The sequence below is a fragment of the Allobosea sp. RAF48 genome (assembly GCF_052114025.1).
Lineage (GTDB): Bacteria > Pseudomonadota > Alphaproteobacteria > Rhizobiales > Beijerinckiaceae > Allobosea.
In genome coordinates, this window is record NZ_JBFRDZ010000004.1 from 128,667 (window position 1) to 155,050 (window position 26,384).

28 protein-coding genes are annotated in these 26,384 nt (G+C 66.0%); 20 read left to right on the forward strand and 8 right to left on the reverse strand.

Annotation, left to right across the window (positions count from 1 at the left end; translation table 11 throughout):
* The first annotated feature begins 36 nt into the window (after nucleotides 1-36).
* The 9 genes from AB4Z10_RS09490 (at nucleotide 37) to AB4Z10_RS09530 (ending at nucleotide 10,370) form a co-directional block, all read left to right on the forward strand.
* Nucleotides 37-699 carry an amino acid ABC transporter permease gene (locus tag AB4Z10_RS09490; protein WP_441470143.1) on the forward strand — a complete coding sequence of 221 codons (663 nt, stop codon included), beginning with the start codon at nucleotides 37-39 and terminating at the stop codon, nucleotides 697-699.
* Nucleotides 696-1,475 (forward strand): amino acid ABC transporter ATP-binding protein, encoded by a 780-nt coding sequence (locus AB4Z10_RS09495; RefSeq protein ID WP_441470144.1) that lies wholly within the window; start codon nucleotides 696-698, stop codon nucleotides 1,473-1,475. Before AB4Z10_RS09490 ends, AB4Z10_RS09495 begins: the two co-directional genes overlap by 4 nt.
* A 24-nt stretch (nucleotides 1,476-1,499) precedes the next feature.
* Nucleotides 1,500-2,621, forward strand: a complete 1,122-nt coding sequence (locus AB4Z10_RS09500) for an enolase C-terminal domain-like protein (protein WP_441470145.1) — start codon at nucleotides 1,500-1,502, stop codon at nucleotides 2,619-2,621.
* Between the two features lie 92 nt (nucleotides 2,622-2,713).
* On the forward strand, nucleotides 2,714-4,003 hold the full coding sequence (locus AB4Z10_RS09505; RefSeq protein WP_441470146.1) for an NAD(P)/FAD-dependent oxidoreductase: 1,290 nt from the start codon (nucleotides 2,714-2,716) through the stop codon (nucleotides 4,001-4,003).
* Nucleotides 4,004-4,149: 146 nt separating this feature from the next.
* Nucleotides 4,150-5,904, forward strand: coding sequence for a thiamine pyrophosphate-binding protein (locus tag AB4Z10_RS09510; RefSeq protein WP_441470147.1), 1,755 nt, complete (start codon nucleotides 4,150-4,152; stop codon nucleotides 5,902-5,904).
* A 245-nt stretch (nucleotides 5,905-6,149) separates the two neighbouring features.
* The gene (locus tag AB4Z10_RS09515) at nucleotides 6,150-7,091 is read left to right on the forward strand and encodes an ABC transporter permease (protein ID WP_441470148.1); all 942 of its coding nucleotides are present in this window, start codon (nucleotides 6,150-6,152) and stop codon (nucleotides 7,089-7,091) included.
* A complete protein-coding gene (locus tag AB4Z10_RS09520) occupies nucleotides 7,091-7,972 on the forward strand; it encodes an ABC transporter permease (protein WP_441470149.1) in 882 nt (293 codons plus the stop codon). Before AB4Z10_RS09515 ends, AB4Z10_RS09520 begins: the two co-directional genes overlap by 1 nt.
* 2 nt (nucleotides 7,973-7,974) lie before the next feature.
* Nucleotides 7,975-8,739, forward strand: coding sequence for a glycerophosphodiester phosphodiesterase (locus tag AB4Z10_RS09525; RefSeq protein WP_441470150.1), 765 nt, complete (start codon nucleotides 7,975-7,977; stop codon nucleotides 8,737-8,739).
* Nucleotides 8,740-8,810: 71 nt separating this feature from the next.
* Nucleotides 8,811-10,370, forward strand: coding sequence for an ABC transporter substrate-binding protein (locus tag AB4Z10_RS09530; RefSeq protein ID WP_441470151.1), 1,560 nt, complete (start codon nucleotides 8,811-8,813; stop codon nucleotides 10,368-10,370).
* Between the two features lie 200 nt (nucleotides 10,371-10,570).
* Here the strand turns inward: AB4Z10_RS09530 and AB4Z10_RS09535 are convergent, their stop codons facing one another.
* The 4 genes from AB4Z10_RS09535 to AB4Z10_RS09550 all read right to left on the reverse strand — a co-directional run bounded on the left by AB4Z10_RS09535 (nucleotide 10,571) and on the right by AB4Z10_RS09550 (nucleotide 14,621).
* On the reverse strand, nucleotides 10,571-12,037 hold the full coding sequence (locus AB4Z10_RS09535; RefSeq protein ID WP_441470152.1) for an alkaline phosphatase family protein: 1,467 nt from the start codon (nucleotides 12,035-12,037) through the stop codon (nucleotides 10,571-10,573).
* A gap of 31 nt (nucleotides 12,038-12,068) precedes the next feature.
* A complete protein-coding gene (locus AB4Z10_RS09540) occupies nucleotides 12,069-13,052 on the reverse strand; it encodes an ABC transporter ATP-binding protein (RefSeq protein WP_441470153.1) in 984 nt (327 codons plus the stop codon).
* The gene (locus tag AB4Z10_RS09545) at nucleotides 13,049-14,059 is read right to left on the reverse strand and encodes an ABC transporter ATP-binding protein (protein ID WP_441470154.1); all 1,011 of its coding nucleotides are present in this window, start codon (nucleotides 14,057-14,059) and stop codon (nucleotides 13,049-13,051) included. Before AB4Z10_RS09545 ends, AB4Z10_RS09540 begins: the two co-directional genes overlap by 4 nt.
* A 262-nt stretch (nucleotides 14,060-14,321) precedes the next feature.
* Nucleotides 14,322-14,621: a type 2 periplasmic-binding domain-containing protein gene (locus tag AB4Z10_RS09550; protein WP_441470155.1), complete on the reverse strand. Its 300-nt coding sequence runs from the start codon at nucleotides 14,619-14,621 to the stop codon at nucleotides 14,322-14,324.
* Between AB4Z10_RS09550 and AB4Z10_RS09555 the strand changes: the two genes are divergently transcribed.
* Nucleotides 14,620-14,895: a hypothetical protein gene (locus AB4Z10_RS09555; RefSeq protein ID WP_441470156.1), complete on the forward strand. Its 276-nt coding sequence runs from the start codon at nucleotides 14,620-14,622 to the stop codon at nucleotides 14,893-14,895. The two genes, AB4Z10_RS09550 and AB4Z10_RS09555, sit on opposite strands and share 2 nt — an antisense overlap.
* 190 nt (nucleotides 14,896-15,085) lie before the next feature.
* On the opposite strand, the gene AB4Z10_RS09560 is transcribed toward AB4Z10_RS09555, so the two are convergent.
* Complete coding sequence (locus tag AB4Z10_RS09560) at nucleotides 15,086-15,994, reverse strand: LysR family transcriptional regulator (protein ID WP_441470157.1); 909 nt, start codon at nucleotides 15,992-15,994, stop codon at nucleotides 15,086-15,088.
* A 135-nt stretch (nucleotides 15,995-16,129) separates the two neighbouring features.
* Here AB4Z10_RS09560 and AB4Z10_RS09565 point away from each other — a divergent pair, with 135 nt between their 5' ends.
* The 6 genes from AB4Z10_RS09565 to AB4Z10_RS09590 are packed head-to-tail and all read left to right on the forward strand — an operon-like array spanning nucleotide 16,130 to nucleotide 21,008.
* Entirely contained in the window at nucleotides 16,130-16,789 is a 660-nt protein-coding gene (locus tag AB4Z10_RS09565; RefSeq protein ID WP_441470158.1) for an RraA family protein, read from the forward strand.
* Entirely contained in the window at nucleotides 16,786-18,006 is a 1,221-nt protein-coding gene (locus AB4Z10_RS09570; protein ID WP_441470159.1) for an aspartate transaminase, read from the forward strand. The genes AB4Z10_RS09565 and AB4Z10_RS09570 overlap by 4 nt, the downstream gene beginning before the upstream one ends.
* A gap of 13 nt (nucleotides 18,007-18,019) precedes the next feature.
* Complete coding sequence (locus AB4Z10_RS09575) at nucleotides 18,020-18,832, forward strand: ABC transporter substrate-binding protein (protein ID WP_441470160.1); 813 nt, start codon at nucleotides 18,020-18,022, stop codon at nucleotides 18,830-18,832.
* Nucleotides 18,833-18,860: 28 nt separating this feature from the next.
* Complete coding sequence (locus tag AB4Z10_RS09580; protein WP_441470161.1) at nucleotides 18,861-19,559, forward strand: amino acid ABC transporter permease; 699 nt, start codon at nucleotides 18,861-18,863, stop codon at nucleotides 19,557-19,559.
* Nucleotides 19,559-20,269, forward strand: a complete 711-nt coding sequence (locus AB4Z10_RS09585) for an amino acid ABC transporter permease (protein ID WP_441470162.1) — start codon at nucleotides 19,559-19,561, stop codon at nucleotides 20,267-20,269. The genes AB4Z10_RS09580 and AB4Z10_RS09585 overlap by 1 nt, the downstream gene beginning before the upstream one ends.
* A gap of 7 nt (nucleotides 20,270-20,276) precedes the next feature.
* Nucleotides 20,277-21,008, forward strand: coding sequence for an amino acid ABC transporter ATP-binding protein (locus tag AB4Z10_RS09590; protein WP_441470163.1), 732 nt, complete (start codon nucleotides 20,277-20,279; stop codon nucleotides 21,006-21,008).
* Between the two features lie 195 nt (nucleotides 21,009-21,203).
* Here the strand turns inward: AB4Z10_RS09590 and phhA are convergent, their stop codons facing one another.
* A complete protein-coding gene (gene phhA, locus AB4Z10_RS09595; RefSeq protein WP_441470164.1) occupies nucleotides 21,204-22,079 on the reverse strand; it encodes a phenylalanine 4-monooxygenase in 876 nt (291 codons plus the stop codon).
* Nucleotides 22,080-22,472: 393 nt separating this feature from the next.
* Nucleotides 22,473-22,679 carry a hypothetical protein gene (locus tag AB4Z10_RS09600; protein WP_441470165.1) on the reverse strand — a complete coding sequence of 69 codons (207 nt, stop codon included), beginning with the start codon at nucleotides 22,677-22,679 and terminating at the stop codon, nucleotides 22,473-22,475.
* A gap of 355 nt (nucleotides 22,680-23,034) precedes the next feature.
* Here AB4Z10_RS09600 and AB4Z10_RS09605 point away from each other — a divergent pair, with 355 nt between their 5' ends.
* Nucleotides 23,035-23,691: an Hsp20/alpha crystallin family protein gene (locus AB4Z10_RS09605; RefSeq protein ID WP_441470166.1), complete on the forward strand. Its 657-nt coding sequence runs from the start codon at nucleotides 23,035-23,037 to the stop codon at nucleotides 23,689-23,691.
* 171 nt (nucleotides 23,692-23,862) lie between these two features.
* Nucleotides 23,863-24,060, forward strand: a complete 198-nt coding sequence (locus AB4Z10_RS09610; protein ID WP_441470167.1) for a hypothetical protein — start codon at nucleotides 23,863-23,865, stop codon at nucleotides 24,058-24,060.
* A 53-nt stretch (nucleotides 24,061-24,113) separates the two neighbouring features.
* Here AB4Z10_RS09610 and AB4Z10_RS09615 read toward each other — a convergent pair whose 3' ends face one another.
* On the reverse strand, nucleotides 24,114-24,587 hold the full coding sequence (locus AB4Z10_RS09615) for an NUDIX hydrolase (RefSeq protein WP_441470168.1): 474 nt from the start codon (nucleotides 24,585-24,587) through the stop codon (nucleotides 24,114-24,116).
* Between the two features lie 113 nt (nucleotides 24,588-24,700).
* Here AB4Z10_RS09615 and AB4Z10_RS09620 point away from each other — a divergent pair, with 113 nt between their 5' ends.
* Both AB4Z10_RS09620 and AB4Z10_RS09625 read left to right on the forward strand, forming a co-directional pair.
* Nucleotides 24,701-25,102 (forward strand): phasin family protein, encoded by a 402-nt coding sequence (locus AB4Z10_RS09620; protein ID WP_441470169.1) that lies wholly within the window; start codon nucleotides 24,701-24,703, stop codon nucleotides 25,100-25,102.
* Between the two features lie 249 nt (nucleotides 25,103-25,351).
* Nucleotides 25,352-26,335 carry a zinc-dependent alcohol dehydrogenase family protein gene (locus AB4Z10_RS09625; RefSeq protein ID WP_441470170.1) on the forward strand — a complete coding sequence of 328 codons (984 nt, stop codon included), beginning with the start codon at nucleotides 25,352-25,354 and terminating at the stop codon, nucleotides 26,333-26,335.
* Nucleotides 26,336-26,384: the final 49 nt, after the last annotated feature.

Here is a 26,384-nt window from a genome sequence, read left to right on the forward strand (position 1 = left end):
CTCCATATCCGGTTTCGAGCACGGGAACTCACCACCATGTATGAATGGGATTTCTCCATCCTGTGGGGCTACCGCTGGTTGCTCCTGCAGGGTCTGGGCGTGACTGTGGCTTTCACAGCCGCGACGATCGCCGGTGGCTTGGTCATCGGCATGACCGCGGCCATCTGCCTCCTGTCCCGCTTCAAGATTCTGCGCGGGATCGCCCTCGGCTTCATCGAGATCTTTCGCTGCACCCCGGTCCTGGTGCAGCTGATCTGGTGCTATTATGCGCTGCCGATGATCGCGGGCATCGAGATGACCCCGATTACCGCCTCGCTTCTCGCTCTATCCTGCTACGGCGGCTCGTTCTACGCCGAGATCATCCGCGGCGGCATCGTGTCGATCGATTCCGGCCAATCCGAAGCGGCTTCGGCGTTGGGAATGACACCGGCGCTGGCGATGCGCCGCATTATCCTGCCGCAGGCGCTGCGCCGGATGCTCCCGGCGCTGATGAACCAGTCGATTCTTCAGTTCAAGAACACGTCCCTGGTGTCCGTTCTCGCTGTTCCGGACCTGGTCTACCAGGGCCAGATCGCGGCCCATGACAGCTTCCGCCCGCTGGAAACCTACACAGCCGTGGCGGTCGCCTATTTCATGATCCTCTTCCCCCTGACGCTGTATGTGCGCCACCGCGAACGCCGGTTGGGAGCAGCCCGATGACAGCGACATCGCCAATGATCGAGATCTCGAAACTGCGGAAGCGTTTCGGCCAGCTCGAGGTCCTGAAGGACATCAATCTTCAGGTCCAGCAGGGCGGCGTCGTCGCCTTGCTGGGACCATCCGGGTCGGGCAAGTCAACACTTCTGAGGTGCATCAACCTGCTGGTGGTGCCTGATGACGGAACCATTCGCGTCGGGCAAACCAGCTTCCAGTTCGGCAAATCGGTTCAGGAACCGAAAGCAAAACCGCTTGCCGCGTTCCGCTCCCGTACCGGGATGGTGTTCCAGAGCTTCAATCTGTTCCCGCACATGTCGGTCCTGGGGAACGTCATCGAGGCTCCCATCCATGTGAAGGGATTGGACAGGAAGACGGCGACCGACCGTGCGATGGCTCAGCTCGAAAAGGTCGGGCTTGCTGACCGCGCTTCCCAGATGCCCGACACGCTGTCGGGCGGCCAGAAGCAGCGCGTCGCGATCGCCCGGGCGCTGGCCATGGAGCCGGAAGTCATGCTGTTCGACGAGGCGACCTCGGCTCTCGATCCGGAACTGGTCGGCGAAGTCCTGCAGGCGATCCAGAAGCTTGCCGCCGACGGGATGACGATGGTGATCGTCACCCACGAAATCACCTTTGCGCGCGACGTCGCGGACCGCGTGGTCTTCATGCGCGACGGCTATGTCGTGGAAGAGGGGCCGGCCCGCGACGTGATCGACACACCCAAGATGGACGCGACGAAGACGTTCCTGAGCCATTTCCATAAGGGCGCGGCGCCCCGGTAAGTGCCTAGAGAAGAGTTCGATACCATGGAAACAATCAGCAATCTCCGCGTCTTTCTGATCGAAAGCCCGATCAAGATGGCGAGGCAACAGGGTGTCGGCGACGTCAAGGGCACGGTGAAGCGTGTCCTGGTCGAGTTGACCTCTTCATCCGGCATCGTCGGATGGGGCGAGGCGGCGCCGTGGGAAGTGTTCACTGGAACGGCCGAGGCCGCCGTTGCGGCCATCGACATCTATCTGCGTCCGCTTGTCATCGGCGCCCGGGTCGACCGGATCCGCGCACTGACACTGCAGATGAAGAAGGCTCTCGTCGGCCATGGCGAGGCCAAGCTCGCGATCGAAACCGCAATGTTCGACATTCTCGGGCAATCGTCGGGGCTCTCGATCGCCGATCTGCTAGGCGGCCGCGTTCGTGACACCATCCCCCTCTCCTTCTCCATCGCCGATCCAGACTTCGACGCGGACATGCGGCGAATGGAAGAGATGGTTCCGCAGGGCAACCGGATCTTCAAGGTGAAGACCGGGGTGAAAACCCATCAGGAGGACGTGGCGCACCTCGAAGCGATGCGGAACGCCTTCGGCGACCGGATCGATCTGCGCATCGATTACAATCAGGCCCTGCAGCCATTCGGCGCGATCAAGAAGCTACGTGACGTCGATCAGTTCAAGCTGACCTTCATCGAGCAGCCGGTCCCACGAGATTGCCTGGCGGCCATGGCGTCTTTTACTGCGGACCTGGACACCCCGATCCTGGCCGACGAGAGCTGCTTCGACGCGCGCGACTTGCAGGAGATCATCAGGCTGCAGGCAGCCGACGCCATCTCGGTTAAACTGATGAAAACCGGCGGCATGCTCAACGCACAGGCGCTGATGGCGCTGGCGGATCTCGCCAGCATCCCCGGCTACGGTGGAACGCTGTACGAGGGCGGGGTCGCGCTCGCGGCCGGAACACAGTTCATCGCGGCGACACCAGGCATTTCGCTCGGCTGCGAATTCTACATGCCTCACCATGTCCTCACCGAAGACGTGCTCGAGGAGAAGATCCAGAACCGCAACGGCGAAGTCGTCGTGCCCGATGGACCGGGTCTGGGAATTCGCGTGTCCGAGCGCTCGCTGAGATCGAACGCGCGCGTTCTCGCAGAGCGCTGACGCCCGACTGAAAACCGCCGCTTTTCCTTGCCGCTCACGGTCCTGCCGTGACGGAGACGAGAACTCTTGCCCAAATGCCGGGGGAAATGGCCATGCCCAGCGCCGCCAGAACGCACACATTGGTCATCGGCAGCGGCATCATTGGCGCCTGCAGTGCACTGGAACTCGTGCGCGCAGGCCATGCCGTAACTCTGATCGACACCGGCGAGCCGGCGGGCAGGCAGTCCGCAAGCTATGGCCATGGCTGCTGGATCAGCCCGGCATCGGTCGTCCCGATGTCGATGCCCGGCCTCTGGAAAAAGATCCCGGGATATCTGCTGAACCCGAAGGGCCCCCTCGTCATTCGATGGCGCCATTTTCCGCGTCTCGTGCCGTGGCTGATTCGTTTCCTGTGGGCGGGCTCCTCCATGCCGCGCGTCGAGGCAACCGCCCGCGCGCTGAGCCATTTGCTTCATGACAGCCCCGCACGTCACCGAGCGTTGAGCCAGGAGATCGGCGTGCCGGATCTGATCCGCCGCGAAGGGCTGCTCTATGCCTATCCCGACCGGAGCGCGTTCGAAGCTGAGGCCCTGTCCTGGCATCTGCGGCGGATGACCGGCCTGCGATGGCGAGAACTTGACGCCAGCGCGCTAGCCAACCGGGAGCCTGGCCTCGATCAGCACTACACGTTCGGGATCCTCGCCGAGGACGGCGCTCATTGCCTGGATCCTGCAGCTTACGTCTCCAAGATCGTCGAAACCGCTTGCGCGCAGGGCGCAAAGGCGATCCGCGCCAAGGCGAACGGATTTGTATTCGACGGGGAGCGGCTTGTCGGCGTCCAAACCGATGTCGGCTTGATCAAATGCGACCAGGCGGTCATCGCGGCCGGGGCATGGTCGAAAAGGCTGGCGAGCGGTGCCGGCGATAACATTCCGCTCGAAAGCGAGCGGGGCTATCACGGCGTCATTCCCCTGAACGCGGGAGGACCGCGCCACCCGGTCATGCCGAGCGACGGCAAGATGGCGAACACGCCGACGCTGGCGGGCCTGCGCCTTTCCGGCCAGGTCGAGCTGGCATCGGTCGATACGCCCCCGAACTGGAGCCGCGTCGATATCCTGATCGGCCATGCCCGCAGGACCTACCCTGCGCTGACCCGGATGCAGGAGCTGAGCGTCGACAAATGGATGGGGCATCGCCCATCGACGCCAGACGGCCTTCCGGTCATCGGGAGATCCACGCGATCCCCAAACGTCTTCTACGCCTTCGGGCATGGTCATGTCGGCTTTGCCTCGGGCCCGGTGACCGGACGCATCGTGGCCGAGCATCTGGCGGGGCTCCCCGGCGCCTTCGACATCGACCCGTATTCGCCCCGGCGCTTCGGGCTCGGACGGATCGAGCCATGAGGGCCGGCATCGTCGGCTGCGGCATCTCGGGCAAAGCCGCCGTTCCGGGCACGCGGCTCCCGAATACGAAACAGGCCGTCCGCTTCCGGGCTCAACGGCCCCGTCGATAGCCAAGACATTGCAAGACATTGAAGGAGAAATCGGAAATGCGTGGCGCAGATATCCTCGTGGAGATGCTGATCGGCTATGGCGTCGAGGTGGTCTTCGGCGTGCCGGGCGACACGAACGTGCCGTTCTACGAAGCGCTGCAACAGCACGAGGGCCGCATTCGCCATGTCATGGCGCGCGACGAGCGTTCGGCAGGCTACATGGCCGATGCCTATGGCCGCTTCACCAAGAAGCCGGGTGTCTTCGAGTGCCCGTCGGGCGCCGGCGCCATGTATTCGCTGCCCCCGGTCGCCGAATCCAACGCCTCCTCGGTCCCGGTCATTCTTCTGACGATCGACATTCCCCTGCCGGGCGAAGGTCGCGGCGTCCTGACCGAGCTCGATTGCGCTCGGCTTTTCGAGCCGATCACCAAGATGTCCGTGCAGGTGAAGTCGGCGGAGAAGCTGCCTGAGATCATCCGCCGCGCGTTCCGCGTCGCCTGCTCCGGCAAGCCCGGCGCCGTTCACCTGCAGATCCCGGAGGATATGCTCCTGGCCGAGGTCGATCCGGCTCGCATCTCCATGCATGTCGAGGCGGAATGCATGGAGTTTCCAGCCTATCCGACGCTCCCTGCCCCGGAGAAGCTCGACACGCTGCTTGCTCAGCTGACCACCAGCAAGCGGCCGCTGATCGTCTCGGGCGGCGGGGTCAATCGCTCCTGCGCCGGCGCGGAAGTCACCGCGTTGGCGGAACGCCTGAACATTCCGGTCTGCACAACGATGACCGGACAGGGAACCATGCCTGACGACCATCGACTCGCGGTCGGCGTCATCGGCGACAACGGCTTCCACCCGCATGCCAATTGGGCCCTGGAACATGCCGACTTCGTGCTCTTCGTAGGCTCCCGAATGGGCTCGGTCGTCACCATCGGCTGGACCTTCCCCAAGATCACCCTGAACAAGCGCGTCGCCCAGATCGACATCGATCCCGAGATCATGGCGAACAACTATGAGAACGTGGTGTCCGTCCAGGGCGATGCGAGCCTCGTCCTGCGACGCCTGATCGACATGGCTCCCCCCAACAATGACGCCGGCAGGACGCAGGAGTGGGTGGATGAACTCAACGAGCTGCGCGCGAATTTCTGGGCGAACGCCGAAACCCTGCTAAGCTCGGAGGCGACGCCTCTGCGGCCGGAACGGGCGGTGCGCTGCTTCAATGAGGCTCTGGAGCTCTACGGCAAGCCCGCTCACATCTACTCGGACGCGGGTACGCCAACGCCTCACATGACGCGCTTTCTCAAGCTCAAGGATCGCAGGACGCGCTTCGCCATCCCGCGCGCCTTCGGCGGCCTCGGTTCGGCGCTGCCCGCAACTGTCGGCGCTTGGTTCGCGGACAAGGAGCGCAGGCCCATCGGCATGTTCGGCGATGGCTCATTCGGGATGTCGGTCGGCGAATTGGAGACGCTGGTCCGGCTACAGGTTCCAGCCATCCTTTTGCTGTTCAACAACGGCACCTTCGGATGGATCAAGGGCCTGCATCGGCTGAAAGGTCATAACCAGTGCTTCGGCGTCGATTTTACGCCTCCGCGCGGACAAGCCATCGCCGAGGCCTTCGATGTGAAAGCCTGGACGGCGACGAACTCCGAGGAACTCGACGCGGCGCTGGCCAAGGCCTTCGCCTACACCGACGGGCCGTGCCTGATCGATATCCACATTGAATCGATCGCCGATCGTGTGCCGCCGGTTTATTCATGGCTGACGAAGCGTGGCAAAGATCCGCTGAGCGTCGAGGCCGAGGAAGTGCGCTACTTCTGACGAGCAGAGATGCATCGGGGCGGCGATACGACCGCCTCGCCGCCGTCTGCATTGCCGCAACCGTCAGCAACTGGCTATGAGCCGAACCCTAAGCAGGGGGAGGGAAAGAGGACATACGGAGACAGTGCGCGAGCCCAGTCTCGATCCGGTCATCGCGGCGGAAAGCGTGCGCGACAAAGGTTCGTCATCAATCTGTCGTGGAGCAGCTTGCAGAACCACGGTTCTGCAAGCTGCTGCCGAGTCTGATGTTCCGTTTTCTTTCTCTCCGCCTGTTGCGTGCCCTCCTGACCGTGACGATCTGCGTGTCGGCCGTTTTCATCGCGCTGCGTCTGGCGGGTGATCCCGCCGACATCATGCTGTCGATCGACACGCCACCGGACGTCCGGGCCTACTATCGCGAGCTGTGGGGCCTCGACCGGCCGCTGGCCGAGCAGTATCTGCGCTATATCGCCAGTGCCGTCCGGGGCGATTTCGGCCTGTCCTTCGCCGACGATCGAGCCGCCTTCGCGGCCGTTATGGAAGCCCTGCCGAAGACCCTCCTGCTCGGCGCCTCGGCCCTGATGCTCGCGCTCGTCGTCGGCCTGCCGCTGGGCATCCTCGCGGCGCTCCGCCACAACCGCGCCGCGGACCGACTGGCCATGGCGGTCGCGGTATTCGGCTATGCGATCCCGGTTTTCTTCCTCGGCATCCTCCTGATCCTGCTCTTCGCGCTGAAGCTGCGTGTGCTGCCTTCGGCCGGCTCGGAGAGCCTCTGGCACCTCATCTTGCCGGCCGTGACGCTCGGCCTGCCTCTCGCCGGCCGCTTGGCACGCTTCGCTCGCACCGCGACGCTGGAAGTGCTCGGCAAGCCCTATATCCGGGCCGCGCGCGGGCGAGGCGTGATGCCGCTCGCTGTGATCATCCGGCATGCCCTGCCCAATGCGGCGGTGCCGCTTTTGATGTTCATCGGCATCGAGATCGGTCACATCCTCGCCGGGAGCGCGGTTGTGGAGACCATCTTCGCCTGGCCCGGCATCGGGCGGTTGCTGGTCGACTCGGTCTCGACGCGGGATCTCGCCGTCGTCCAGGCCGTGATCTTCACGGTGACGGTGATCATGGTCGGCGCCAATCTCCTCGTCGACATCGTGCACATCCTGATCGATCCGCGGCTCGGCGGCTTCTCTCGCGCCATGGGCAAGCCGGCCTGATGACAGCTCTCGACCTTCCATCCGCTCCGGCTCCTGCCACCCGTGCCCGCAAGAATGCGATGTCGCCGGTGGTAAGGCTCTCGGCCGGTTTCCTGCTCTTCATCGTCGTCGTGGCGCTGCTGGCCGACTGGCTGGCCCCGCTGCCCTACACCGCGCAGAACCTCGCCGCGCGGCTGAAGCCGCCTCTGACGGAAGCCGGCGGCACGATATACTGGCTCGGCACCGATCAACTCGGCCGCGACATTCTCAGCCGCATGATCTTCGCCGTCCGCAGCTCGATTTTGATCGCAGTGATGGGCACGCTGATCGGCGCGGTCGTCGGCACCTTCCTCGGCTTCGTGGCGGCGCGCCTGCGGGGCTTCGCCGACCAGGCCATCATGATGCTGGTCGATGCGCAGGCCGCGATCCCCGCTCTGTTTCTCGCGCTGACGATGCTCGCCTTCTTCGGCAACAACATCGTCCAGTTCATCATCCTGGTCAGCATCGACGGCTGGGACCGCTACACCCGGCTCGCGCGCGGGCTCGTGGTCTCCGAGCAGGAAAGCGACTACATCAACGCCATCGAAGCCTTGGGCGCGGAACCCTCCCGGGTCATCCTGCGCCATCTCCTGCCCAACATCGCGGCGGCGCTGGTGGTCCAGGCGACGCTGAACTTCCCCGGCACGATCCTGCTCGAAACCTCCCTCTCCTTCCTTGGGCTCGGCGTGCAGCCGCCTGGCACCTCTCTCGGGCTGATGCTCGGCGAAGGGCGCCGCTATCTGCTCAACGCCTGGTGGATCGCGGTCTTTCCCGGGCTGGTGATCTTCTTCACGACGCTCTCCATGAGCCTGTTCGGCGACTGGCTGCGCGACCGCTTCGACCCGACGAGCGACAGGCATTGAGCATGGCGATCGCAAATCTCGGCGCGTCTCATCCGCTGGCGATCGCGCATCGCGGGGGCGCCCTGCTCGGACCGGAGAACACGGCTGAGGCCTTCCGCGCTGCTGCGGCGGCGGGCGCGGCGATGGTCGAGACCGATTTGCGCCTGACGGCCGACGGGGAGCTGGTCTGCCTGCACGACGCCGATTTGACGCGGCTCGCGGGCGACTGCCGCCCGGTCGCGGACACCGACCTTGCTACCCTGCGCGCGATGCTGCCGGACTTGCTGACACTCGACGAGGCGATCTCCGCATCGGCTCCGCTCGGCCTGCTGCTCGACGTCAAGCTGCTGGACGCGGCGATCCTGCCGCCCATCCTGGCCGTGCTCACCGCGAAGGAGGCGCTGCAGCGCTGCGTATTGGGCCTCCGCGACAGCGCTCTCCTGTCGGCAGCGCGCCGGCTTTCGCCGAATGTCGCACTGCTCGCCTTTGCGACCGACCCCGATGCGACGGCCGAAGCAAAGGAGGCCGGAGCGGGCTGGTTCCGGCTCTGGCAGGCCGATGCGACGGAGGAGCGGATGGCGTCCATCCGCACTGCCGGCATGCGGTCGGTGATCATGGTCGGTCAACCGCGCTCGGTCGCCCTGCCGGGCTACCCGCCCTTCCCGGTCGGGCGCATCGATGCCGACGGCATCCGCCGGGTCACCGCGTTGCGCCCGGACGCGGTCATGCTCGACGATCCACGCCAACTCATTGCCTCGCGCGCTGTCACGGCCCTGTCGCCAAGCTGAGTCAAGGCAGCGGGACCGGCGCGCCGCTCCGATCCGCGCGCCGCAACAGCTCGACACGAGAAGGCTCAATGATGACGATCTCCCGCCGCCGTTTCCTGGAAGGTGCGGCCGCCACCCCGGTCCTGCTCGCCGCGCCGCTGGCGTTCGCTGCCGGCGATACCCGGCCGAACTTCACCGTCGCCGTCGCCGACCTGCCGGCCACGCTCGAGCCGGCTCGCGAGCTCTCCAATGTCGGTACCCGCGTCACCTATTCGATCTTCGACACGCTGATCCGCCGCGACTTCCTGGGCGCGGCCGATGGCGGCGGCTCGGAGCTGAAGCCGCACCTCGCGACGAAGTGGGAACGCGTTTCTCCGCAGGAGCTGGTCGTCACGCTGCGCCAGGGCGTCAAGTTCCACAATGGCGACGAGCTGACCTCGGAAGACGTGGCCTATACCTTCCGCGAAGGCCGCCTCTGGGGCGACAAGGCGCAGATCCCCGGCGGCAAGCCGTATTTCGGCATTCTCGCCAGCGTCGAGCCGATCGACCGCTACAGCGTCCGCTTCAGGACGAAGGTTGCGGATGTGCTGCTGGAGCAGCGCTTGGCATCCTGGTGCGCCTGGATCGTCAACAAGCGTGCCTATGAAGCGATGGGCTTCGAGGCCTATTCGCGCAAGCCGGTCGCGACCGGGCCCTATCGCGTCGTCTCGCACTCAGCGGCGGATGCGACGGTTCTCGAAGCCTTCGACGACTATTTCATGGGCAAGCCCACGGCGAAGCGCGTCACCTTCAAGCGCGTGCCTGAACTCGCTGCCCGCGTCGCCGGCCTGGTCGCGGGCGATTACGATCTCATCACCAATATCCCGCCCGATCAGATGGGCGTCGTCGGCGGCTACAAGGACATCGACGTGCGCTCGGTCGTGCTGGCCAATGTCCATGTGCTCGCCTTCAACGAGCAGGACAAGGTCCTCGCGGACAAGCGCGTCCGGCAGGCGCTCTGCTACGCGATCGACCGCCAGAAGCTGGTCGACACGCTCTGGCAAGGCACGGCCCAGGTTCCGGCCAGCCACAACTTCCCGGAATACGGCCAGATGTTCGTCGAGGGCCGCAAGCTGCCTTACGACCCGGCGAAGGCGAAGGCTCTGCTGAAGGAAGCCGGTTACAAGGGCGAGCCGGTCGTCTACCGCACCCAGGCCAACTACTACACCAACGCGCTGGAGGCGGCGCAGATCCTGGTCGAGCAGTGGAAGGCCGTCGGCGTCAATGCCTCCCTGCAGGTCGTCGAGAATTCCGCGCAGCTGCGCGGCCCCGGCGTGCAGATCTTCAACTGGTCGAACTCGACCCGCCTGCCCGATCCGTTGGGCTCGATCTGGGTCGCCTGGGGTCCGGCCGGCGAAGCCCAGGTCTCGAAGTTCTGGACCTCGGCGCAGGCCTTCAACAAGGCCGGCACGGCGCTGGAGGCGGAGGTCGATCCGGCCAAGCGCAAGGCGCTCTTCACCGAGATGCTCGACAGCTGGGAGGCCGAAGCCCCGGCGACGATCCTGTACCAGCCGAGCGAGGCCTACGCGATCAAGAAGTCGATCGGCTGGCGGCCGACGACCTTCTATTTCATGGATCTGCGCCCGGACAATCTCAGCTTCGCCAAGGCCTGAGGCTTCGGTCTGCAACCCAAGATTGGAAAAGGCGGCCGTGGGCCGCCTTTTTTTACTTTTCCGGAGAGGTGCGGGTCATCCCGGCGGGAGCGAAGCGCAGAGCCGGGATCGATGCCTGAACCTCGATCGGAAGCACTACAGCATGGATCCTCGGCTCAAGCCCGGGATGCCGGCGGGGCTCTCTGAAAAACCGCCAGAGGCTACTGCCCGCCGCCGAGGATGAAGCGGCGGCCGTCCTGCTCGACGACATCGACATGCTGGGCGAAGGCGCCCGCTCCCGCCGAATGCCGCACGACGCGGGCCTCCTGCCGCGCCGGCTGCGCGAGGTTGCGGCCGAGCATGCTGTCTGCCGGTGCCAGCCCGAGCAGGCCGAGCACGGTCGGGCCGATATCGATGATCCCTGCCGGCTCATGCGAAACCGAGGCGGCTTCGTTGCCGCCAAGGATCAGCACGGTGTTCAACTCGTGCGGATTGATGCCGCCATGCATGCCGCCGCCGAGCGGCACATCCCCGGGCGTCATCGCCCCAAGCCCGGGCAGCCCATACTGGTCCGGGTCGAGGCTCGATTTCAGGATGAACATCAGTTCGGGCCGGCGCGCGGCATGGCCAGCGCCCATCAGGGCGAGCGAGAGCGTGCCTGCGACCTCGCCCTCGACGCCGTTGCGGTCCGGCGAAAAGACGTGGCCGACTGCGGGATGCTGCATCAGCCACGCGGCAATACGGTCGATCTCGCCGCGATCGCCATCGCGCAGACGGATCTCGCCGCTGATGCCGCCGGTCGCGACCAGCGTCGCGCTGTCGATCACCTTCGCCGCACTGAGATCGAATCCGGCCTGCAGCGCCGTCTCGAACAGCGGTTCCACCGAGCCTGTCGAGATCTGGCCATGGTCGGAGGCGGCGATCACCGCGATGCGCTCAGAATCCGGCTGGGCCTCGACCCAGTCGAGAATGGTTCCGAAGGCCTTGTCCGCCTCGCGCAGTCCGGCCATCGCCTCCGGCGATCCCAGGCCCCGATAATGGAAGGTGGTATCCGGCTCGTTGAACCAGATCAGCGCGACATCCGGCTGGAGCTCCGGCAACACGAGATCCGTCATCACGCGGCCGCCATAGGCGACCTCCTGCAGCCGCGGCAACTCGCGCTCCGGCAGAGGGCCGAGCCGTTCGATCGCCTGCTCCACCGCCTCCGGCGTCTGCGTCGCGCCGGCGCCGTGCATGGAGAAGGTCCAGTGCCCGTTGGCGCGGGCGCGCGGATTGATGAAATGCGCGGAACCGGCCGAGCCGGTATGCACGACAGCCAGCCGCTTGCCCGCACGGGCCAGCATGTCGCCGAAGGTGTCGGCGGCGAGCAGGCGGCCGTCATGATGGGCCTCCGCACGGCGGATCATCGCGACATCGCTCGTGTCGAACATGCGGTCGGCGATGGCGGCGCGATGATAGAAGGCGTTGCCGACGATGCCATGCACGATCGGCGGCGCACCGGCTGCGATCGAGCTCGTCGCCACGCGGGTGACCGACGGGAAGACGCTGCGCGCCCGGCGGAACCATGTCCCGCGCGCAACCAGCCGCATGATGTTGGGGGTCAGCTCGGGCGTGACGAGGTCCGGCCGCAGGCCGTCAAAGACGGCGATGACGACGCGGTCGGTGGTCGGCTGGTCAGGGCGGCTCATCTCGTCTCCGGTGCAGGCAAAGGCTATCAGGTCAGGCAGCGGCCGCCGCCGGTGAGGCGGCGACCAGATGGCAGGCGGCGAGGCGGCCATCGGCCACGGCCTTGAGCGTCGGCGCCTCCTCCCGGCAACGGGCCACCGCACGTGGGCAGCGCGGATGGAAGGCGCACCCCCGCGGCCGATCGACGGGATTCGGCGGATCGCCCTTCAGAATGATGCGCCCCTGCGTGCCGCGCACCGGTGTCGGCACGGCCGAGACCAGAGCCTCCGTATAGGGATGAGCCGGCGCATGGAACAGCGCGTCCGGCGGCCCTTGCTCGACGATGCGGCCCAGATACATCACCGCAACCTCGTCGGCGGTCTGCCGGACCACCTTGAGATCATGGCTGATGAAGAGATAGGCCATGCCGAAGCGGGCCTGCAGGTCCTGCATGAGGTTGATGACCTGGGCCGCGACGGAGACATCGAGTGCCGAGATCGGCTCGTCGCAGACGAGCAGCACCGGGTCGAGCACCAGCGCGCGGGCCAGCACGACGCGCTGACGCTGCCCGCCGGAGAGTTCGTGCGGATAGCGTCCGAAGAGATCCGGCCTGAGGCCGACCGCGTCGAACAGCGCGAGCGCCTTCTGCCGCCGCGCGTTCTCGTTGTCCTCGAGCCGGTGGATGGCCAGAGGCTCGACGACCTGCTGCCCCACCGGCAGACGGCGATCGAGCGCGGCGAGCGGGTCCTGATGTACCATCTGCATCCGCCGACGCATGGCGCGCCAATCCCGGTCTCGCAGCGCCGTGACCGGGGCGCCCTCGAAGGTGATCTGTCCGCGCGTCGCTGGCAGCAGGCCGAGCGTCAGCTTCGCGGTGGTGGACTTGCCGCAGCCGGACTCCCCGACGATGCCGAGCGTCCTGCCGCGCTCGAGCGAAAAGCTCACGCCATCGACGGCGTGCAGGATCCGGCGCTCGCCTCCAGCCGTCGAGACGGGATATTCACGCGATAGGTCGCGAACGTCGAGAAGCGGCGTCATGCTGGCACCTCAGTCTGGCGAGGCAACGTCGCGGCGGGAAGCAAGCCATCTCCGGACACCGGCAGCTCATCGAGTCGCAGGCACGCCGCCCGCTGGTCTTGCCCGGCAAAGACGAGCTCCGGCAGCGCGCGGCCGCAGCGCTCGGCGGCAGCCGGGCATCGCGGGGCGAAGGCGCATCCTGCCGGAATGGCGGTCGGCGCGGGAACGGTTCCGGGGATCGGCGTCAGCCGCTGGCGTGGGCCGTCGAGTGTCGGCAAGGCCGCGAGCAGGCCCTGCGTATAGGGGTGACGCGGACGCGTGAGCAGGTCGCGCGTTGCCGCCGTCTCGACGATCCGCCCGGCATACATCACCGCGATGCGATCGCAGAGATCGCCGACCACGCCGAGATCGTGCGAGATCAGGATGAGTGCCATCCCCGTCTCGCGGCGGATGTCGCGGATCAGGTCGAGCACCTGCGCCTGGATGGTGGCGTCGAGCGCCGTCGTCGGTTCGTCGGCGACAAGCACGTCGGGCTCGCCCGCCAGGGCAAGCGCGATCATGACGCGCTGGTTCATGCCGCCGGAGAACTCATGCGGGTATTGCCTCAGCCGCCGCGGGCCATCGGCGATGCCGACGCGATCGAGAAGGCGCAGGGCTTCCCTGCGTGCAGGCTCCCCCGTCAGGCCGCGGTGCAGGCGCAGCACCTCGGCCAGCTGCGTGTCGATGCGCTGCACGGGGTTCAGCGCACTCGAAGGATCCTGGAAGATCAGCGCGATACGGCCGCCGCGAATGCGCGCGAGTTCGCGTTCGGACAGCCCTGCCAGGTCGCGCCCATCGAGCAGGGCTTCCCCGCCTGTCGTCACGCCCTGCCCCAGCAGGCGCAGCGCCGCGAGCCAGGTGATGCTCTTGCCGCACCCCGATTCCCCGACGATGCCGAGCGCTTCGCCTTTGGCGACGGATAGCTCGATACCGCGGACGATCGGCACGTCGCCCCGAATCGAGACGGTGAAATCGTGTAGGCGGAGCAAAGGCGCGCCGGCGCTCGCCGCGGCGAGTGCCGAGACGGACGCCGCAGGCCGATCCGGCGTTGGAACTGATGTTGGCTGCATGGCGGCTGGCATACCGCCGGCCTCATGACCGTCTTGTGACGAGGCCCTCAGAGGTTCAGCGCGACCCACAATTTGCGCCTGGCTGGCCAGCCACGCAGACGCGCCGTTCCCCGGGTGGCGCTGGCTATAGCGCGCCGGTAGAGCTGGACCGGCGCCCTGTCGAGCGCGATCGGGCCCTCGGTTACATCAGGGGGCGACAGGTCCCCGATAGGCCAAGGGGGGCGATCCGGGACCTTTCCTTGGCAACCACAGAGGCTACGGCGGAGAAGGCAGCCACGCTGCCCAGGCTGCGGGTCTCGCGCCGCGTAACGAGATACTCCCCGGCCACGATCTCGAAGTCAGAGACGGTGATTGCCCTGAGCCGAGGGTCGAAACCTCGCTCCTGATCGAGCACGATGCCGATGCCGATCCCCGCCGCAACCGCCTCCTTCACCGCTTCACGGCTGCCGAGGATGAAGCCAGACGGTATGGAAACTTTCATGCGCAACCTCTCCAGCAAGATGATCGCGCGTCTCGCCGCGACGGCGACATTCGCGCTCGCGAGCGGCGCTGCCCTGGCCACGCAGGTCGTGATCTACAACGCCTCCGACTGCGTCAACAGCGCGCTCGTCCGAGCCCGTATGGAGGGCGGTCTCTCGACGACCTCCATGGGCGACGCCAGCATCGGGTTTTCCTTGCCGATGACCGTCAGCGATTCAGAGCTCGATCTGATATTCGAAGCCGTCCGGAAAGTGGCCGAGGCGATCCAACGCTGAACGTCGGATCGTCCGCGCGCCGTCGGATATCGACAAAGGCTTCGGCAGCAGCCCCACCTGCGGCGAGTTCGGCGCGCGGTCGCCGCGGTTCGACAACGCCGTTTGCGGACGCTGGATGACCGCTGCGAAGTCCAGCCCGGGCTGACGTCTCCAAGCTGCGGGCACGCCGCGCTGGCGTGCAACCCGACGCCTAATCGCTCGGCAGGCTGCGAGCGGTGAAATCGCAGCATCGCTGCGCGATGGCGGCGACGCGCTCGGCCAATGGCGAAATATCGCCCTTGCGATGCACGGCGTAGTAGCGCAGCGGCGGGATCGGCGGCTCGGTCTTGATGACGCGCAGGCGGCCGCGGGCGATCTCCGAGCCGAAATGGCTGGCGGTCAGGAAGGTGACGCCGAGCCCGGCCGCGGCGAGCGCCGCCAGGACGTTCAGGCTGTTGCACTGGACCACGCGATTGGACTGCAGCCCGTTGGCAGCCGCCCAATCCAGCACCAGCTTCTGCAGTCCCGAGCCATAAGTCTGGCTCAGGATCGGGTACTTCGCCATCTCACCCAGCGGGATCACGTCCTCCTGCGGGCCGAACCCAGGCGCCGACACCCATTCGAGCTGGACGGAATCGAGCGGCAGCATGGCGAAGTCGGTGCGCTGCGGCGGGTTGAGACCGATGGCGAGATCGAGCTCGTTGGCGCCGAGCTTGCCGAACAGGTCGACGCTGGCGGCAACTTCGGGCACCGGCACGACATTGGGATAATCCTGTTTCATCGCGACGATCAGCTTGGGCAGCCAGGTCAGGGCGACGAGTTCGGTCGTGCCGAAGCGGAAGGGGCCCGAGAGTGTCGCGGCGCCCCCAGCCGCCTCGCGGAAGCGCGGCTCCAGCGCCAGTAGCTCGGCGGCGATCGGCAAGCTCGCCTCGCCGGACCGCGTCAGACGCAGGACGTGGCTGGCACGGTCGAAGAGCGGCCCACCGACCACGGCCTCGAGCTCGATGATCCGCTTCGATACGGTCGATTGCGCCAGATGGAGATGGCGCGCCGCCTCGGTGAAGCCGCCGAGCCGGGCAGTCCAGTAGAAGGCCTCGATCTGCCTCAGGCTCGCTGGCATCGCTCTCCCCGCCTTCTCTGCCGCCGCGTTTCCTAATGAAGAAAAGCGATCGATGCCGAGAAATATATTCGCTTTCTGTCATCGGCACCATGTCACATAATTTCTGTAATGACTCCCTACGGGACAGAATCTTCCATGCCGCTGATCGGTCATCGCAATAATCCAAGCGGCCTCGCCGTCCCCCGCGCGATCCTCGACGGTTTCCGGGACGCTCCGGTCTCGATCATCTCCGACGTGATGAACCGCCTGCACGGGACCAAGTCGCTGCGACCCTATCATCGCTCCGGCCGGCTCCTCGGCACGGCAGTGACGGTCAAGACCAGGCCCGGCGACAACCAGACGCTGCATCGCGCCTACGAAGTGCTGCGGCCGGGCGATGTCCTCGTCGTCGATGGCGGGGGCGACCTGATCCAGGCCCTGGTCGGCGAGATCATGATGAGCCGCGCACGCAAGATGGGCGTCGCCGGCTTCGTCATCGACGGCGCGATCCGCGACGTCGACGCGTTCCAGCAATCGGATTTCCCCTGCTACGCCCGCGGCGTGACGCATCGCGGCCCCTATAAGAGCGGGCCGGGCGAGATCAACGTGCCGATCGCGATCGACGGCATGGTGGTGATGCCGGGCGATGTCGTGGTCGGCGATACGGATGGCGTCGTCGCCTTCGATCGCGCCGATGCGGCCGAGCTCCTCGCCTTGGTGCGCCAGCAGGAAGAGCGCGAGGCAAACGCGCTCGCCGCGATCGCGGAGGGACGCGTCGACACCTTCTATATGGGTGCCGAGAAGGCCGCGCCGTGACCGCGCCTGCGATCTCACTCTCCGCGCGCGTCAGCCGGATCAAGCCCTCGCCCAGCATGATGGCGCGCCGGCGCGCCCAGGAGCTGCAGGCGCAGGGGCACGACATCATCGACCTGACCACCGGCGAGCCCGATTTCGACACCCCTGCCCATATCCAGCAGGCTGCGAACGCCGCCATGGCCGCCGGCGAGACGCGCTATGCACCGGTCAACGGCACGGTGCGCCTGCGCAAGGCGATCGTCGCCAAGTTCGCGCGAGAGAACGGGGTCAGCTACGCCCTCGACCAGATCGTCGTCAGCAGCGGCGCCAAGCAGGTGATCTTCAACGCGCTGGCGGCAACCATCGGCAAAGGCGACGAGGTTGTCATCCCCACGCCCTATTGGGTGTCCTATCCAGACATGGTGCTCGCCTGCGACGGCACGCCGGTGACAGTAGCCTGCGGCGAGAATGCCGGCTTCAAGCTCACCGCCGCGGCGCTGGAGGGCGCAATCACGCCGCGCACGCGCTGGCTGATCCTCAACACGCCCTCGAACCCGACCGGGGCCTTCTACGCCGCTGCCGAGATGACGGCGCTGACCGAGGTCCTGAAGCGCCATCCGCAGGTGGCGCTAATGACCGACGACATCTACGAGCATATCCGCTTCGACGACGGCGAGCCGGTCTGCCCGATCGCGATTGCGCCGGAGCTGCGCGAGCGCACCCTCCTCGTCAATGGCGTCTCCAAAACCTATGCGATGACCGGCTTCCGGATCGGCTATGGCGCCGGCCCGAAGGCGCTGGTCGAGGCGATGAACGTCATCCAGTCGCAGACGACCTCCGGCGCCGCCTCGATGTGCATGGCAGCGGCCGCGGCAGCGCTCGAAGGCGATCAGAGCTTCGTCGAGGAGGCGCGCGCCGCCTATCGGCAGCGACGCGACCGGGCGGTCGAGCTGCTCGACGCAATCGACGGGATGAGCTGCCTGAAGCCCGACGGCGCCTTCTACGTCTATCCGAGTTGCGCCGGCCTTATCGGCCGGCGCCGGGGGGACGGGCGGGTGCTCCAGAGCGATCTCGACGTCGCGCTCTACTTCCTCGAAGCGGCGGGCGTCGCCGTCCTCGACGGCTCGGCCTATGGGCTCTCGCCCTATCTGCGCCTGTCGATCGCGACCTCGCTCGCCACGATCGAGGACGCCTGCGCGCGCCTGAAGCGGGCAAGCGAAGCTCTGCAACGACCATAACAAGGGGATAAGGATGAAGGTCTTTTCGGTTCTCGGCCTCGCGGCCGTCCTCACCGCCGGCCTCGCGGCCACCGCCCAGGCCGACCAGCTCGCCGACATCAAGGCGCGTGGCAAGCTGATCTGCGGCACGCTCGGCACCTCCGAGCCGTTCTCCTTCCAGCATCCGCAGACACGCGAGATCGTCGGCTATGATGTCGACATCTGCAAGAAGGTTGCGGAGGCGGTCGGCGTCCCGCTCGAGCTGAAGACGATCGCGGTCGAGGCCCGCATCCCGGAACTGCTGCAGGGGCGGGTCGACATCCTTGCCGCCAATCTCGGCTATACGCCTGAGCGCGCCCAGCAGATCGACTTCTCCTATTCCTATTTCGTCAGCCAGCAGAAGCTGCTGACCACGAAGGAGTCGGGCATTACGACGATCGAAGGGTTCGGCGGCAAGAAGATCACCGCGCTCAAGGGCTCCACCTCCGAGCAGGGCGTGCGCCGGCTGATCCCGACCGCTGAGACCGTGACCTTCCAAGACACCTCCGCCGCCTTCCTGGCCCTGACGCAGGACAAGGTCGACGCCTTCTGCGCCTCCGAACTGATCCTGGTGAAGCTCGCCAAGCAGTCCAAGGTGCCGATGATCGTGGTCGAGAAGTCGCTCTTCGTCGAGCCGTGGGGGCTCGGCCTGCGCAAGGGCGAGGCGGCCTTCAAGGCTCTGGTCAACGAGACCCTCGCGAAGGCCACCGGCTCGGGCGAGATCGACAAGACCTTCTCGAAGTGGTTCGGGCCGGACACCGCCTTCAACATCCAGCGCGACTACAAGATCGAAGAGATCAAGGGCTGATCTGCAGCGGCGCCTCGGGAACCAGTCGATGACCTATGTCTTCGATCTCGGCAGCGTGCTGAGCGGGAAATATCTCGACTGGTTCCTGACCGGGCTTGCCACCACCCTGGCTCTGACGGCGGTGGCCTGGTGCCTCGCCATGACGATGGGGATCGTCCTGACCCTCATCAGGATGATCCCGTTCCCGCCGCTCGGCTGGTTCGTGGCGCTCTATGTCGAGTACCACCGCAACGTGCCGCTGCTGGTCCAGCTTTTCGTCTGGTATTTCGGCGTGCCTTCGCTGCTGCCACGCCCGGCCCGGCAATGGATCAACGCCCATCACGGCGAATTCCTGTTGGCGGCGGTCGCGCTCGGCCTCGCCGCGGCGGCTTATGTCGCCGAGGATATCCGCAGCGGCATCCGCTCGATCCCGAAGGTGCAGTACGAGGCCGCCCGTTCAATCGGCTTCGGCTATCTCGGCGCAATGGGCTATGTCGTTCTGCCGCAGGCGCTGCGCATCGCCGTGCCGCCGCTGATCAACCAGACGCTGCTCCTGTTCAAGAACACCAGCCTCGCCATGGCGATCGGCGTCGGCGAGCTGACCTATCGGACCCGCGAGGTCGACAGCTACACCTTCAAGACCTTCGAGGCCTTCGCGGTCGCAACCGCGATCTATCTCGCCATCTCCTTCGGCATCATGGCGCTGGGCAGCTGGTGCGGCCACCGCCTCAAGCTCGAGATGCGCTGATGCTCGAGATCCTGCAGAACAACTGGCTGCTCTTCCTGGTCGGGCAGTATCCGCACGGGCCGATCGGCGGCCTCACCATGACGCTGTTCATGGCCTCGATCTCGCTGGCGCTGTGCTTTCCCTTCGCCATCGCGCTGGCACTCGCCCGCTTGAGCCCCTGTCGCTGGCTGCGACTGCCGGCGACCGTGATCGTGCATACGGTGCGCGGCCTGCCGCTGGTCATGTTCATCTTCTGGGCCTATTTCGTATCGCCGCTGATCATCGGCCGGGCGGTCGGCGGGGTCGAAACGCTGGTGATCGCGCTCGTCGTCTACGAGGCGGCCTATCTTTCCGAGATCATCCGGGCGGGCATCGAGAGCCTGCCGAAGGGCCAGGTCGAGGCGGCGACCTCGCTCGGCCTGCGCTACTGGCCGACGACGATCCAGGTCGTGCTGCCGCAGGCGCTGCACAACATGCTGCCGAGCATGGTCAGCCAGTTCGTCTCGACCATCAAGGAGACCTCGCTCGGCTACGTCATCAGCGCCCACGAACTCACCTTCGCGGCCGCCCAGGTCAACAATGTCCTGCTGACGCAGCCCTTCGAGGTCTATGGCATCCTGGCGCTGACCTATTTCGCCCTCTGCTTCGCGCTGACATCGCTGGCGCGCCTCATCGGGCGGCGCATCTCGGCCGGCCGTGGCGGCACGCCCGGCATCGTGATCGCGGCGTGAGGCAAGCATGATCCGCTTCGAAAACGTCGACAAATGGTTCGGGGCGCTGCAGGTGCTGGCCGACGTCTCCGGCGAGGTCCGCCGCGGCGAGGTGAAGGTCCTGGTCGGCCCCTCCGGCTCGGGCAAATCGACTTTGATCCGCACCGTCACGCGGCTCGAGACGATCCAGGGCGGGCGCGTGCTGATCGACGGCGCCGACGTCGCGGCCCGCAGCCTCGACATCAACGCGCTGCGCCGGCGAGTCGGCTTCGTCTTCCAGGCCTACAACTTGTTCCCGCATCTCACCGCGATCGGCAACATCACGCTCGGCCTGACCAAGCTGCGCGGCATGTCGAAGGCGGCAGCGCATGAGCGCGCCATGGAGGAACTCGCCTGCGTCGGCCTGACCGAAAAGGCGAACGAGATGCCCGGCATGCTCTCGGGCGGACAGAAGCAGCGCGTCGCCATCGCCCGCTCGCTGGCGATGGACCCGGCGGTGATGCTGTTCGACGAGCCGACTTCGGCGCTCGATCCGGAGATGGTAGGCGAGGTGCTGGCCGCGATGAAGCGGCTCGCGGCGGCCGGCATGACCATGATCTGCGTCACGCATGAGATCGGCTTCGCTCGCGAGGTCGCCGACGAAATCTGGTTCATGGAAGCCGGCAGGGTGATCGAGCGCGGCAGGCCAGCAGAGCTGACGCATGCCGCCGCTTGTCCGAGGCTCGCAGCCTTCCTGCGCATGGTCGGTCATCACCGATAGGCTTCAGGCTGCCTTTCCCGAGCAAGCCGCGCCTCGAACGCGGACTGGCTCGGGCCGCCCCGAGCTGTTGGCGCTCGTTCCGCGCTTCGTTCGGCCTTGGTATGCCTGTGAGAACGGTTCTTGTTTCGCCCCCAAAAAAGCCCTTCGAGGCCGGCACTGCCACGCTCGAAGAGCTGGCCGGCGTCGGACTAGACCTCACTTCAGCTTCGTCTTCGCTGCCGGGAAATCGCGCCAGAAATGGCCGGTGCCTTTCCGGATGACCACGTCCTGCGGCAGGATGTCGAAGGGCGTGTGGGCCGGCAAGGCGCGCAACTCCTCGAAGCGGTTGGTGAAATCGGTGCCCCTGAGCAGGTCGAACAGGTCCTCGAAGCGGTCGATGACGAAATAGGTCGCCTGGAAATCGTCGATGTAATAGCCGGTGCGCAGCACGCGCTCGAGATCGAAAGCCAGGTGGTGGGCGGAGGGGTCGTCCACCACGTATTTCGCCTCGCCGAAGGACGAGACGATGCCGGCGCCGTAGATGCGGATGCCCTCGGGCTTGCGGATCAGCCCGAATTCGATGGTGTACCAGTTGAGGCGGGCGAGGAACTTCACCCCCTTGGTCTCGACGGCGACCAGTCCGATACGGCCATATTCGTTCATGTAGTCGGCATAGGCGGGATTGGTCAGCAGCGGCACGTGGCCGAAGACATCGTGGAAGATGTCGGGCTCCTCCAGATAGTCGAGCTGCTCGCGGCTGCGGATGAAGGTGCCGGCCGGAAACTGGCGGTTGGCAAGCATCTGGAAGAAGGGGCGCGACGGGATCAGCCCCGGCACCGCCACCACCTCCCAGCCGGTCAGCCGCCGCAACCGTTCGTTCATGCGCGCGAAATTCGGCACGCCTTCGGGGCCGATGCCCAGCGCGGCGAGGCCGTCGAGATATTCCTGGCACACATGGCCCCTCAGGGTCCGCAGCTGACGCTCGAACAGCACGCCCCAGATGGCGCGGTCCTCGGCGGTGTAGCGCTCCCAGCCCTGGTCGATGATGCAGTCCTCGACGGTCTGCGCAGTCAAAAGAGCATGTCCGGACATCGGTTCACTCCTGAGAGCCGGCCCCCAACTCCGGCAGCGAGGCTCCGCATAGCCATAACGAGCGACATGGCCTCGCAGATCCGGCAGCGCCGGGAGTGAATCCAGAATACCCCCTTGGCGGCCAGGCGCGAAGGACGTGAAAGCTTCAGAGCTGCGCTCCCTGCCTGCAGGAGAAAGTGGCCGTGCAGCTACCGGTGGGGCTGCGGCTCTCCAGTTTGCGTGGTTCCGCATGCGGCTTCGCAGGCCGTTTGACAGCTGGCGTGCGATGCAAAGAAAGCCGGTGCCAGCCCACGCGGCCACCTCCGTGGAGCGGCTCGCGATTGCCAGTAGGGTCGGGAAGGACAGAATCTACCGCCGCTTCCGGTCAAGGCGCGCCTTGTTCGCAGTCTATCATCAATCCTGTCTCTTGTTGGGATGCTGCATTTCCCAGTCGCGGACCGCCTCCTTGAGCGCTTCCAACTCGCGGAAACTGCTCCCATCCTGCACCGAGAGCGCCTTGATGCGGTGTTTGACGAGCGCGTAGTCTTCAACTGTCTCGATCGTGAAGCTAGGCGGGTCTGACCTGCAGGATTCCCGCCCGTGTTTGATTGCCGTTTTCATGGGCGACCTCCGCGGACGATAGAGCGTTCGATAATTGATACTCCAGATTTAAGCGCCGGCATTTGCGCCATATCAAACCGATCGCCGCTGCAGGATGGCCGCTGCGCGCGGCACTCCGCCTCCGCAGCCTTATCGCCGTGGCCTCCCACGGCCGACGCGGGGCCCGTCGTCTGCTCCCGGCCAGGCAGACCTCCGAACGCGAGCCAATAGTCGGGTTCCGGCCCAGGTGGTCAGATGGTGCCCACGTCGAGGAAATAGACGGAGCCGGATCGCCGTCATCTCGCAACCCGCCAGCCCGTATCCCTGAGCTTCCGAGCCGGCGTTTTTTTGATTTCTCTCAAAGTGGCGGACATCGATGCGTGTTTGGATCACTCATCGTCCCCGGCTGGCAGGGTGCCACGCGCCGGGCTTCGATCGAGCGGCGCGAGCGCGCAATCCGCGGAGTGACGCCGCCCGCCAAGTCTCACAGGAGGCGATCATGGCAGAAGCACCAACCAAACTCCCGATCAAAAGCGAAACGCGCAAGCCTGGCCTCCCTCAATCCGAATTGGTCGGATTCGATCGCTTCTGGAGCGAGATGGATCGATTGTTCGACAATTTCGGCTTCCGTCCGGGCCGGCGGCCCTTTGCGGCTCCGCTATCCCTCGATTTGTCTCTGCCCCGCTTCGAACGCTGGGGGAGCGTCCCTGCCGTCGACGTTTCCAAGACGGACACGCTCTACGAGATCACGGCGGAGCTCCCGGGCATGGCGCCGGCTGACGTGCAGGTCAAACTCTCGGACGGGCTCCTGACGGTCAGTGGAGAAAAGAAGAGCGAAAAGGAGCGCAAGGACGAAGATGCTTATGTCTCCGAGCGGCACTACGGCTCGTTCCTTCGCTCGTTCCGGCTGCCGGACGATATCGTCGCGGACAAGATCGAGGCTCGGTATGCGAATGGCGTTCTGAGCATCACCGTGCCGCGGCGGGCCAAGGCTCAGCCAAAGGAAGACGTCATCCCGGTCAAAGCGGCCTAACTCGACCGGAAGCCCTCGCCGGCCGGCGCAGTTGAAATTCTCATGAACCAGATTGCTCGCCGCGCCGGCCTCTCGAGCTGAAGACGGCCCCGCATGCCAGAGCGCCCGTCCGCGATCACGAGATCATCGCAAGCATCCGGGTGATTGGCTGGATGATGTCGAGGAGCGGCCATGCTTGCGACACAACTCACGAAGCATGAAGAGCGAAGCATTCGAAGAACCCACTCCGCGTTGATCCCTGCCTACATCTTGCGCGATGACGGCAGCGTCATGAAGTTCTGGCCAAGCGGACATGTCGAGCAGATCGTTCCCCCGCGCGGCGACGACGCTTGTCAGGGCGTCAAAAGAAGCGAGAAAGCGACCAGCTAGCGAGAAGAGGCCACCGGCGGCGCAGCCATCGGGCGGCCTCAAAGCAAGGCCGCTCACGCGCGTTCGTCGACCAGCTTTCTCTCAAGACGGTCAAGAAGTTCGCGTTGCGCCTCCAGGATGCGCAGCCGGGCCTCGGGAAGCGAAAACCACGCCGCCCGGTCGATCTCGGGAAAGCGGCGGATATGACCGCTGCCGCGCGGCCATTCCATCTCGACCTCACTACTGCAACGAGCCTGCTCCGCCGCCAGATCGCCCCTCAGCGCAAAAGCTTCAACGACCTTCCCCGCCCGTTGCTGAATGCATCCGAGCGCAACCAGGGGGCCGGTCGGCACCGTCCCCAATTCTTCTGCGAACTCCCGTCGCGCCGTTTCCTGCGCCGTCTCGCCCGGCTGCGGCTCGCCCTTGGGGATAGACCAGGCGCCTAGATCCTTGCGCTGCCAGAAGGGACCGCCCGGATGGACGAGAAGGACCTCGGCTCCTTCTTCCGCAAGGCGGTACATCAAGATGCCGGCACTGAATGAAGCCATCAAAAAACCTCGGCCCGCGCCCGAATTTGCGATGTGTCAAGGACCGGGCGACGCGGCCCGAGGAAACTCCGCACTGCCGCAGCTCAGGCGGCCGAGACAATCAGGAGGTTCACATGCCTACGATGAAGCCTGTCTCCGACTCCCTCGCTGCCGACCAGATCGGGGCCACAGCGATGATCAATGAAGGAATGCAGATCGTCAAAACCCAGCTCGGCTCGGCAACCGTGCTGCCGCAGAAGATCTGGGAAGCCCAGTTCGCCATGGTCTCCGAAGTCCTGGCCTTCATGGGGCGCCGAATGCAGGCCCAGGCGGAATTCTGCGCCAAGCTCGGTCGCTGCAAGGAGATCGCCCAGGCGGTCGACGCCCAGCAGGATTTCGCCAAAGGCGTCGGAGGCGCTTACGCCGACGAGGCAGAGAGACTGTCCACGCTCGCCCGCCAGAACATGGACGCCTGGACCGGGATCAGCACGCAGTACGCGTCGAACTGGACGAGCGCCCAGAAGGCCGCGGCCTGAGAGGCGCCCTCGAGCCCGTCCGAGCTGCGCCTCGCCGGTCAGCTCGGACGGCTCATCCGGCAGCCTTTGCCGTTCGATGTCATGATGCCGAAGCGGCAGTCGGTAGCAAAGGTCGCCCCGGACTGCCGTCAAACCGGCAGAAGCGGTTCGCAAACATGCACCCTGAGAGCCATATACTCCTTGAGCTTGATCAAGGCCGGCTCGGTATAGCGCCGGTACCGTTCCGTTGCGCGCTGGCCGGAGAAGCCGATGAGAGCGATGGTTCTGAAGGTTCCGGGTCAACCGCTTGTCGAGGAGCGACGCCCCGATCCAGTGCCCGCGCCCGGGGAGCTGCGCATCCGGATCGAGGTATGCGCAGTCTGCCGCACCGACCTGCATGTCGTCGACGGTGAATTGCCCGGCTTGAAATGCCCGCGCGTGCCGGGGCACGAGGTCGTCGGCCGGGTCGATCTGATCGGCAACGGCATCGCGCGCGAGCTGCTCGGCCGGCGGGTCGGCCTCGGCTGGCTGGGGCACACATGCGGACATTGTCGCTATTGCCGCAGCCTTCGGGAAAACCTGTGCGACGAGCCGGAATTCACCGGCTACACGCGCGATGGCGGCTTCGCCACTCATGTCATCGCCGACGCGGCCTATGTCTTTCCGCTGGACGGCTTTGACGATCCGGTCGCGGCCGCGCCGCTGATGTGCGCGGGGCTTATTGGATGGAGGAGCCTGCGTAGCGCCGGCGCGGCCCGGCGGGTCGGCCTCTACGGATTCGGGGCTGCCGCTCACATCCTCGCGCAGATTTGCCATTGGCAGGGCCGCGAAGTCTACGCCTTCACGCGCCCGGGCGACGAAGCGGCGCAGGCCCATGCGCGCGCGCTTGGAGCGTGCTGGGCCGGCAGTTCGGAAGACAAGCCGCCCGAGCCTCTCGACGCGGCGATCATCTTCGCTCCCGTCGGGGCGCTCGTTCCATTGGCCTTGAGCGCGGTAGCCAAGGGCGGGCGCGTCGTCTGCGGCGGCATCCACATGAGCGACATTCCGAGCTTCGGCTACGACCTGCTCTGGCAGGAGCGAGAGCTCGTCTCGGTCGCCAACCTCACCCGGGCGGATGCAACCGAGTTCCTGGGAATCGCCCGGCAGGCCGGGATCGTCACCAAAACCACCGCCTATCCTCTCGAAATGGCGAACGAGGCCCTGTCCGATCTGCGTGCCGGCCGATTGCAGGGCGCCGCGGTCCTGGTGCCGTGAGGCTGCGCGCCATCATCGCCGCGGCTTTCGCCCGGCCTTCCAAGTACCC